This is a genomic window from Dietzia sp. Cai40, from assembly GCF_014145165.1.
GTDB lineage: Bacteria > Actinomycetota > Actinomycetes > Mycobacteriales > Mycobacteriaceae > Dietzia > Dietzia natronolimnaea.
Genome location: NZ_JAALEB010000130.1, coordinates 1 through 9,694 on the forward strand (window position 1 = coordinate 1; position 9,694 = coordinate 9,694).

General features: G+C 70.5%; 9 protein-coding genes and 1 pseudogene. 5 read left to right on the forward strand and 5 right to left on the reverse strand.

Annotated elements, in window-relative coordinates:
- On the forward strand, positions 1 to 206 hold a 206-nt coding region (locus tag G6022_RS16675), incomplete at its 5' end, for a hypothetical protein (protein WP_206682205.1).
- Between the two features lie 76 nt (positions 207 to 282).
- Positions 283 to 2,913 carry a LuxR C-terminal-related transcriptional regulator gene (locus G6022_RS05950; protein WP_182691167.1) on the forward strand — a complete coding sequence of 877 codons (2,631 nt, stop codon included), beginning with the start codon at positions 283 to 285 and terminating at the stop codon, positions 2,911 to 2,913.
- Between the two features lie 484 nt (positions 2,914 to 3,397).
- Here the strand turns inward: G6022_RS05950 and G6022_RS05955 are convergent, their stop codons facing one another.
- From G6022_RS05955 to G6022_RS05965, 3 genes are all read right to left on the reverse strand, one after another.
- Entirely contained in the window at positions 3,398 to 3,688 is a 291-nt protein-coding gene (locus G6022_RS05955) for a hypothetical protein (RefSeq protein ID WP_017838311.1), read from the reverse strand.
- Complete coding sequence (locus tag G6022_RS05960; protein WP_179523808.1) at positions 3,685 to 3,900, reverse strand: PLDc N-terminal domain-containing protein; 216 nt, start codon at positions 3,898 to 3,900, stop codon at positions 3,685 to 3,687. The genes G6022_RS05955 and G6022_RS05960 overlap by 4 nt, the downstream gene beginning before the upstream one ends.
- A gap of 102 nt (positions 3,901 to 4,002) precedes the next feature.
- Positions 4,003 to 5,472, reverse strand: a complete 1,470-nt coding sequence (locus G6022_RS05965; RefSeq protein ID WP_182639050.1) for a sodium:glutamate symporter — start codon at positions 5,470 to 5,472, stop codon at positions 4,003 to 4,005.
- 197 nt (positions 5,473 to 5,669) lie between these two features.
- Between G6022_RS05965 and G6022_RS05970 the strand changes: the two genes are divergently transcribed.
- Both G6022_RS05970 and G6022_RS05975 read left to right on the forward strand, forming a co-directional pair.
- Positions 5,670 to 6,434 carry a two pore domain potassium channel family protein gene (locus tag G6022_RS05970; RefSeq protein ID WP_182639052.1) on the forward strand — a complete coding sequence of 255 codons (765 nt, stop codon included), beginning with the start codon at positions 5,670 to 5,672 and terminating at the stop codon, positions 6,432 to 6,434.
- A 4-nt stretch (positions 6,435 to 6,438) separates the two neighbouring features.
- On the forward strand, positions 6,439 to 7,932 hold the full coding sequence (locus G6022_RS05975) for a protein adenylyltransferase SelO (RefSeq protein WP_182639054.1): 1,494 nt from the start codon (positions 6,439 to 6,441) through the stop codon (positions 7,930 to 7,932).
- On the opposite strand, the gene G6022_RS05980 is transcribed toward G6022_RS05975, so the two are convergent.
- Positions 7,929 to 8,612, reverse strand: coding sequence for a DMT family transporter (locus G6022_RS05980; protein ID WP_182639056.1), 684 nt, complete (start codon positions 8,610 to 8,612; stop codon positions 7,929 to 7,931). The two genes, G6022_RS05975 and G6022_RS05980, sit on opposite strands and share 4 nt — an antisense overlap.
- Positions 8,613 to 8,728: 116 nt before the next feature.
- Here G6022_RS05980 and G6022_RS05985 point away from each other — a divergent pair, with 116 nt between their 5' ends.
- Positions 8,729 to 9,538: a hypothetical protein gene (locus G6022_RS05985; RefSeq protein WP_182691169.1), complete on the forward strand. Its 810-nt coding sequence runs from the start codon at positions 8,729 to 8,731 to the stop codon at positions 9,536 to 9,538.
- On the opposite strand, the pseudogene G6022_RS05990 reads toward G6022_RS05985, so the two are convergent.
- A pseudogene (locus tag G6022_RS05990) lies at positions 9,508 to 9,694 on the reverse strand (tryptophan-rich sensory protein); the annotation flags it as partial. The gene G6022_RS05985 and the pseudogene G6022_RS05990 sit on opposite strands and share 31 nt — an antisense overlap.

Sequence of the window (9,694 nt, forward strand, 5' to 3'; positions counted from 1 at the left end):
CGTGCTCCGGCGCCGCCGGCGAGTCCCGCGACCAGCGCGCCCACGAGCAGGCCGCCGACGGCCCACCAGGTGCCCTCGGCGATCTCGTCCGGTGGCCCGGGCCGTCCTCGTGGACGGGGTCGGCCTTCCGGGGAACCCTGTCCATGTCGGGGCGATCGTCCGCAGGGAGCACCACCGCATCATCCGAGCCCCACGGAATGCCTTGACGAACCCCGCCGGACAGGCGAGGGTCGTCTTCGACCGCCGTGTAATGCCGGTTGCGAGAACAGGAGTGGGGGGCTGATGTCGAGCGAGGCCCTTCGCGGCTCCAAGCCCAAACCCGACCCCGGCCCCGGCTTCGCCGCATTCTCCCCGCGTCACCCGGCCTCGGGGGTCCCCCCGCGTGCACGAGTGATGGACATGCTCTCGGGACCTGACCGCCTGGTGGTGGTCCACGGCCCCCGGTTCTCGGGCAAGACCACCCTGCTGGCGCAGTGGCTGTCCGACGGCTCCTCATCCGGTGGATCCACGGTCGGGATCATCGACCCCGCCCCGGACCTCACCGGGGATCGCTACTGGCAGTCGGTCGTGACCTCACTCCGATCGGCGCAGGGCCCCGTCGGCCGCGCGGTCCCGGAGGCCGGGTCGGCCGGTGGTCCCGTCGAGCCGTCGGGTGATCCCTACCAGGAGGTGAGGGACCTGGTCCGATGCTGGCCCGGCCCCCTCACCGTGATTCTCGACGACCTCCACCTCTCCGGTGATCCGGAGGGGCACGTCCGCGATCTCCTCCTGCAGGCGCCACCGGACGGAATCCGTGTCCTCGCCACCACGCGCACCGCGATCCAATGGCACCGATCGCCCGGAATGCCCGCGGACAGTGTGCTCGTGACCCCGGCGGACCTCATGCTCACGGATACCGAGCTCGCCGCCGCGCTCGAGTTCGCGGGCGTCCGCACTCTCAACCGGATCCCGCTGGGGTCGCTCGCCGCCGAGACCGGACGGCTCGCCGGTCTCGTGGAAGCCGCCCTGACCGCGCTGTCGGGCAACGCCTCGACCCGAGGGGACCCGATCGACCGGATCCGCGCCGGGATCGACCGCGTCCTCCTCCGGGTCCTGGCCGGTGATCCCGCGCTGGCCGGCCGCCGCGAGGAGATCTTCCGGACAGCGGTGGCCACGCCGCTGACGCCGGCGGCTGCCACGGTCGCGATCGACGGGGTCGCCGAGGGGCCGGCCGTGAGGCCGGGCGCGATGGCCGACCGGCTCGCCGCGGTGGAACAGCTCGGCCTCGTCGTCCGGGATACCGAGGAATCCGAGCCCACCTGGGCCTACCCGGATCCGGTCAGGGCATCGATCCTCCGCCTGGCGGCGACCGAGATCCCGGAGGATCTCCGCGAGACCCGGCTCGCGCTGGCGAACCACTGGCTCCGGCACGGCGACCCGCACGCCGCGTTCGTCCTCGCGATCGACGCCGAGCACTGGGACCGCGTACGCGAGATCCTGCGCGAGCACTGGAAGACCCTCTACACGACGAACTTCCTGCAGATGGACGGGGATCTCAGGCGCATACCCGCCGACGTCCTGGAGAGCGAACCACTGTTCGGCACGTTGCGGAGGATGCACGGTCAGTTCTCCGCACCGAAGGACAGTCCGGCGCCGGCACCCGACATCGCGACGTCCTCCGACCAGTTGGACGAGTCGGACGATGCCGCGCGGTTGATGCGGATGCTCTCGCTGCGCATGGACGGCCGCTTCGAGGCGGCCGCATCGGAGCACAGCCGACTCAGCCGGATACCGGTCCCCGATGTCGAAACGTCGACCCGGACGGAACGGGACGGCCCCGCGTTCGTCTTCCTCCACCTGGGCCTGACCCTGCTCCTGGTCGGTCGGTTCGACGACGCCACACGGATGTTCCGCCGGGCCCACCGGCTCGGAACCGGCACCTTCATCGAGCGGGACGCGGCCGGCAAGCTCACCTTGACGCACGCCCTCCTGGGGCACCCGGCGGACGCCGGTACCTGGTGGGATGCAGAACGGCAGCACCCGCAACTGCCGCGCGACTCGGAGCTCGTGGTCCGGCCCGCCGGGATGATCGGGGCGGCGCTGTCCCGACTCGACCGCCTGGACACCGAGTCTGCCATCGGTCTGATCACCGACCTGGGAGCCCCGGCGGACCGCGAGGAGCTGTGGGGCCTCGCGCTCTACGTGTACGGCCAGATCGCCCTGAGCACCGGCACCGCCGCCGACGGGCTCAGGTACGTCGAACACCATATGGCGCGGTTCCCGGGGTTGTGTGGACATGGCGCGGTGGTGGGGCCACTGCTCGACGCGGTCCGTGCGGACCTCCACCTGGCGCTGGGTGGGTCGGACGCGGCCACCGAGCTGGTCGGTGCCTCGTCCCATCCGCTCACCGCGCCGGCCCGGGCCCGCATCAGGGTGTACGAGGGCGATCACGAGGGGGCGTTGGAGATCGTCAGGCGCCATCACGGGGATCTCCGCGTGACCCAGCGGGACTCCGTCGAGCTGTCCCTGGTCGGCGCCACCGCGTCGCTCGGACTCTCCGCGCGGGAGGAGGCGGTGCGGTACCTGGAGCGCGCCGTCACCACGTCCGCGCTCACCGGACTGGTCCGCCCGTTCACCACGCTGCCCCGCGAGACGATCGCGAAGTTGGCGAGGTTGGGCCCTGAACTCCCGGTGTCCGCCCACCGGACCGGCTCCGACGCCCCCTCGTCGCCGCATACGGCGACCGAGGTCACCGAGCGCGAGCACGCGATCCTCCGAAGTCTCGAGACCGGTGAGTCCATCTCCGCGATCGCCGACCGGCACTTCGTCAGCGTGAACACGGTCAAGTCGCAACTCCGGTCCGTGTACCGCAAGCTCGGCGCCCGGTCCCGGGGCGCAGCGGTCGAGGAGGCCCGGAGGCTCGGTCTGCTCTGAGCGCCCGACCGCGGCCATCCGCGAGAAGCAGGTTGCTCGTTCAACTCCGATTCCGGGCGGGGTCGGGGCGTGGAGAAGCCTTTGCAATCGGCTTCGAGCTGGCGATTCACGTGCCATTTCACCCAGGTGAATTGGCGTGCGCGGCGGCCGTATCGCGGCCTAGGTGAACTAGCGTTCACGAGATCGCAGTCGCCGCGACCCTAGGAGAGAAAGTGATCGGTACCCCGCCGAGCGTGATCGTCGACGAGAACGGAGCCAGACCGCCCCGGGTGGTGGACCCGGTGGGGACGCGGCTCGTCCTGCTCTCCGGTCTCTCCGTGTCATGACCGGGCGCGAGTGGGACGACTACGTCGAATGGTCCGGCCTGGACGAAGGGCGACTGGACGAGATCATGCGCGACCGCGGCCGCACCGTCGACCGCGGTTCGGGTGCCGGGCCGGATCCGGTCGCGCGGGCGCGATGGTTCCCCCGGAGGTGCCGGGTGTCAACGGCGGCGGGAGCCCGCCATCGCGGGGCCGGAGAACAACGCGATTCCTAGGACGAATCCGAAGTTGTACCAGTTGCCGTTGTTGCCCACCTCGTAGATGGTCACGGTGTCGGTGAACAGGGAGATGATGAAGGTCACCGGGAGGATGAGCCCGTGCCAGAGCCCCCACCAGAAACCGAGGCCCTCCGGGGAGACGTCGACGTTGGGTCCCGCGGCGCACGCGCCGAGGGTCAGGACGACGACGAGGAGGACACCGGCGGCGAGCCCCGCCCGTCCCCGGGTGGTCATCTCCGCCGCCCCCGCACGAAGTAGAGGGCGGGTCCGATGAAGTTGACCGCGATGATGGCAGCCCACCTGGCCTTGCTTCCACGCACCTGTTCGGCGGGCCGGAACGCCAGATCGGTCCACGCCGTGACCGCCAGCGACACCTGCACGGACATCAGTGTCAGGATCGTGGCCTTCTGACCATCGGACAGCTCGCTCCACGACTTCTTCCGCATGGGTCCTCCTGGGGTCGGTCCGGAAGTGGGGTTTCCTTAATCCTAGTGTCCGACGTGAGGGCGATGGCCGGGTTGCGGCCACGGGGCTGACGAGTCGAGGGCCTATTCGCGCGCGGGTTCCTCGGCGCCGGACTTCTCCTTCTCCCACTCCGCCCGGTCCCTCATCTCCCTGGGCCGGAAGTAGAACAATCCGGAAAGCACGGCCACGAGAAAGACCGCCAGCATCACGAAGAACAGCGGCCACACTCCGGTGAGGAAGATGATCGGCACGGCCATGGCCGTGATGAGTCCACCGCCGAAGAACGGCTCGAAGACCAGCTGCTTGTATCCGAACGCCTCGAAGGCGGGGCTCTCGGCCTGCGGGTCGACCACGCGCATCAGGATGAGGCCCGTCGCGGTGACGCCCATGGACTGTCCGAAGTCCCCGATGCCGCGCTCGAACCAGTAGCGACCGATGATCCGCGGGGCCAGCAGGAGGAAGACGGCGACGTTGAACACGATTCCCGCGACCGCGAGGATGACGAAGACGCCGATGTTCTCGCCGATGGCCTGCAGGGACAGTGTGGCGATGGCGGCGACGATGAGGAAGTCGAGCGCCCAGCCCTGGATCCGCAGCATGATCTGGGCGTCGATCACGTGGGCGAACCCGGCCTTGGTGGCGACGTACTGCACGATCACGCCGCCGAGGAGGGCGATGGGGAAGAGGGGGACGTAGGCGAAGATCTCCAACGGGGTGTTCTCGTCGAGCATGACCGACGCGTAGGTCGCCTGCTCGATCCAGCGCAGACCCTCCAGGATCGCGAGCCCCACGAGGATCGCCACCGTGACGATCGCGATGTGCAGCGAGAGCGGCTCGACGGAGGACGGGCGGGAGGTCATCTTGCCGGCGGAGTAGTACTCGTCCTCGCGGAAGAGGCCCTTCTGCTCCTCGATGGACATCTTGGCGCTCCCGGTGATGATCTCCGTCTTCCCGGTGCGCACGGCCCAGTTGATCAACGCGATGCCGATCACGATCCCGCCCACGATGCCCACGGTGGCCAATCCGACGGCGAGGTCGGCGCCCTCGCCGAAGCCCAGCTCGTCGAAGACCGGGCGCATGCCGGCGGCGGTGCCGTGGCCGCCCTCGAACCCGATCTCGATGAGCGCGCCGGTCATCGGCGCGGCCGCCAGGGTCGGCACCAGGATGAGGGCCGCGAGGAGCAGACCCACGACGTACTGCCCGGAGGCGAGGGACACGCCGAGCGAGAGCTGGGGGCCCACCAGCTTCACGGCCCGCTTCGCGGTCGGCAGCTTCTGTCCGAGGAACATGGTGGCGAAGATGACGCTGATGAGGAGCCCCGGCAACGAGGACCACACCTCGACCATCGGCTCGGTGAACAGGCCGTTCTCTCCCCACGGCCCCCCGAACCGGCCCAGCACCTCTGGTCCCAACAGGAGCAGCAGGGCCCCGGCGACGATCGAGCTGGGCAGGAACAGTGACTGGACTATCCCCACCTTGACGCGGATGATCTTCCCGATCAGCAGCGCCAACCCGAGTATGAGTAGCGCGAAGCCCACCGCATTGGCCGTCATGGTGCAACCTCGGTTCCGGTCGGTGACGCATGGCGTGGACGTCGACTCGTCGCTCTACATCTGCCGATCGACGGGTCGAGTCCCCGATTGTCTGGAATGTACGCCCTGTTCTCGCCGGAGAGAACCTGATCGGCTGATCGGTAACCGTGCCGTCACTTCGTCCGCCGTGGGCGCCGCGGATCGGTCATCATCGAACGGTGACGGAAAAACGGTGGGCGGAACTGACGGAATGGCCGTTGATCGGGGCAGCCCTGGCCTTCCTCATCGCCTACGCGGTCTCGGTCCTGGTGAACCCGGTCGGCGCGGGGGGCGTTGCCACCGAGGTCGTGATCGTGGGGACCTGGGTTCTCTTCGCGGTGGACTTCGTGGTGCGCCTGGTGTTGGCGAAGCCACGGGGCCGGTGGCTGTTCACGCACTGGTACGAGGTGGTGGTGATCGCGCTGCCGATGCTCCGGCCACTGCGCCTTCTCCGCCTGGTGATGCTGCTGAGCGTCATGCACCGCTCGGCGGGGACGGCCGTGCGCGGCCAGGTCATCGCATACGCCGCGGGGTCGACGTCGGTCCTGCTCGTCGTGTCGTCCCTGGCGATGCTGGACGCCGAGCGCGGGGCGCCGGGCTCATCGATCGAGACCTACGGTGAGGCGCTGTGGTGGTCGGTGGTCACGGTCACCACCGTCGGGTACGGCGATATCGCACCGGTGACCCCGATGGGCCGGGTGATCGCGGCTGGTCTGATGCTCGCGGGGATCGCCCTGCTGGGTGTCGTCACGGCCACTCTCGCCTCGTGGATCGTGGACCGGGTCAGCGAGGTGGACGAGGCCAACCAGGCGGCCACGCAAGCTCAGGTCAGCCGGCTGTCGGCGGACATCGCGGCATTGCGCGCGGATCTCGGGCGTCTCGGTGCCGACGCGGAGAACCTACGCGGCCGGCCGGGGCACCCCGCGACGGAGACGTACCGTTGACGGCATGACTTCCCAGGAGCGGCCCGGCGTACGGCTCACCGATGGCTTCGCCCGCGACTTCCCCGATCTCGGGGTGCAATGGAAGGCGGCCGAGGCGCCGACGCCGCGCCTGCTCGCCCTCAACGAGCCGCTGGCCGCCGAGCTGGGCATCGACCCGGCCTACCTCCGGGGAGACGAGGGCCTGGGCCTGCTGACCGGAACCCACGTCCCCTCCGGCGCCACCCCGGTCGCGCAGGCGTACGCGGGACACCAGTTCGGTGGCTACTCCCCGCGACTGGGCGACGGACGGGCCCTGTTGATGGGCGAGCTACCGGACGGTCGCGACCTGCACCTCAAGGGCTCCGGCCGCACGCCGTTCGCCCGTGGTGGCGACGGTCTGGCAGCGGTCGGGCCGATGCTCCGGGAGTACCTCATCAGCGAGGCCATGCACGCTCTGGGTGTGCCCACCACGCGGGCGCTGGCGGTGGTCGGAACCGGGGCGGCCGTGTACCGCGAGCAACCGTTGCCGGGCGCCGTGCTCGCCCGTGTGGCGGCCAGCCACCTGCGGGTGGGCACCTTCCAGTTCGCCCGCTCCACCGGCGACGTCGAGCTGGTGCGCAGACTCGCCGACCACGCCATCGCGCGCCACTACCCGCAGGCGGCCGACGCGGAGAACCCGTACCTCGCGCTGTTCGCCGCCGTCCTCGACGCCCAGGCCTCCCTGGTGGCGCAGTGGATGCTGCTGGGGTTCATCCACGGGGTCATGAACACGGACAACACCACGATCTCCGGCGAGACCATCGACTACGGCCCGTGTGCGTTCATGGAGCAGTTCGACCCCGCCACGGTGTTCAGCTCGATCGACACCCAGGGCCGTTACGCCTACGGCAACCAGCCGCCCATCCTGCAGTGGAACCTGGCGAGGTTCGCCGAGACCCTGATCCCGTTGGTCGACGACGACGAGAACGCGGCCGTCGAGGCGCTGACAGCCTCACTGGGGACGTTCCCCGCCCGCTACCAGGAGGCCTGGACCGCGGGGATGCGCACCAAGCTGGGACTTCCCGCTGCGCTGGGCCGACCGGGCGGTTCGGGCGAGGCGGCCGGGTCGGGCGACGACGCCGGGTCGGAGGCGGCCGAGCCGCTACTGGAGGAACTCTCGCGGCTGCTCACCGCGACCCGCGTCGACTACACGTCGTTCTTCCGCGCGCTCATCCCGGCCGCGGCGGGCGACACCTCGCCGGTACGCGGGCTGGTGGGGGAACTGGCCGACGGGTGGCTGGCGAGGTGGCGTGCTCTGGGTCCCTCGGTCGAGGTGATGGAGACCGCCAATCCCGTGTACATCCCGCGTAACCACCTGGTGGAGGAGGCCCTGGACGCGGCCACGGCGGGAGACCTCGGGCCGTTCACCGAACTCCTCGTCGTCGTCACCGATCCCTACACCGAACGTCCCGGACTGGAGCGGTACGCCAGTCCGGCCCCGCCCGACGCCTCCCCCCACGTCACGTTCTGCGGCACCTAGGGGAGACGTCCGGGGGCCGCCCCGCCGCCGGCATGTGAGTGCGCTGGAGGTCGTGGCCGGTCCGGCCGCGGAGTATCCCGGCCCGGGACCACGCCAGGGGTGTCCGGGACGACGCCCGGGCTGGTCGGAGAGTCGGCGACCGACCGGCCGCCGCTGCCGGACTTCGACGTGAGCAGGACCGCCACGATCCCCAGCCCCATCGCGATGACCTGTGGTGCCCCGATACGGTCCCCGAGCATCGCCCACGCCCAGATCGCCGATACCGGAGGGGTGAGGTAGAGCAGCATGCTCGTGCGCGTGGCGCCGAGGGTGCGCAGGGCGAGGATGTACGCCCCGTAACCCCCGAGCCCGGCCGGGACCACCAGCCACGCGAGCGAACCCGCCAACCGGGCCGTCGGGTCGATCGCGATGCCGGTGGTGAGGACCGCGACGGTGACGAAGACGATCGCCGCAGTGCACACCTGGACCGTCAGGGCGGTCACCAGGTGAACCCGTGGCGCCCAGCGTCGCTCGAGCAGCGCCGAGCAGGTCAGGCCCAGCAGGCTGATCATCGGTAGGGCCATCGCCGGGCCCAGATCACCGACCCCGCCCACGCAGAGCGCGACCGCGCCGAGTCCGAGGGCGAGCGAGTGCCGACTAGTGAGGTGAACGGGGCCGGGAAGGGCGTTGGTCGCCAACACGAGGTATCAATGAAAACTTATTGACATGACTACATAGCTGTCCTACGTTCAGCGGACAGGCATGTACCGCGTCAGGCCGACCCCCTGGATCGCGGACCGCCAGAGGGGTGGCCATCATGAGGATTCTCATCGCCGACGGCGAGGGGGCGTATCGCCGGTCCTCCGGGGTGATGGACGCCTTCGTCGACGACCTCACCTTCCGCCTCGGCGCCCGCGCCGCGGTCCGGGTGCAGTGGCCGGAGCCCGAACAGACCCGCCTCCACCGTCCGCGGAGCTGGGACGCCGCCTCGGCCGCCGGTGTGGCGGACCTGGCCCGGCTCGTGGGTCTCCACCCGTCCGACGGGATCGTCCTCCTGGGGTGTTGCTGCGGGTGCCGCGTGATCCACGACTGGCTGGACGCCCACCCCGAGCAACTTGACCGGGTGCTCGCCGTCGGCCTGCTCTCGGACCCGTTGCGTCCCCGCGACCGGTGGCTGCCGGGCACCGGCGACCCGGGCGGCCAGGGGGTGGCGGGCAGGCGCGTGGGCCCGGTTCCGGACCGGACGTTCTGGGTCTCCGTTCCCGGCGACCCGCTGAGCGGCATCGAGAGGGACAGCCTCCTCCGGGCGGCGGTCCGTGACTCCCCGCTGACCCCGGATCAGGTGTACCGCGGGGTGCTCGAGGACCTCCCGGAGTCCCGCACCCAGCTCGCCATGCGACTACACGTGCTGCAGCACCCGGCCGAGTGGCCCATGGTGTTCGGTCGCCGACTGGACGAGGCCCGCGCAGCGCTGCTCAGGTACCAGGACCGCGCGTACACCGCGCAGTACTCCGAACCCGGACCCGACGGCAGGTCTCCGATGGAGATCCTCGGCGACCGGATCGTCGACGAGGTGCGCGCCCGGCACGACCCGCCTCAGGACCTGCCGAGGCGGTTGGCGTCCTGACGGGGCGGCGTCGCCCGGCGGACCCGGAGCCAGTTGACGACGGCCACCACCAGCACCACGGCTGAGGCCACGGCGGCGGTCCAGACCAGCGCCCCGGACTCGAAACGGCCCTCGGTGCGCCCCACGGCGACCCACGCCAGTCCCCACGCGGTCGCC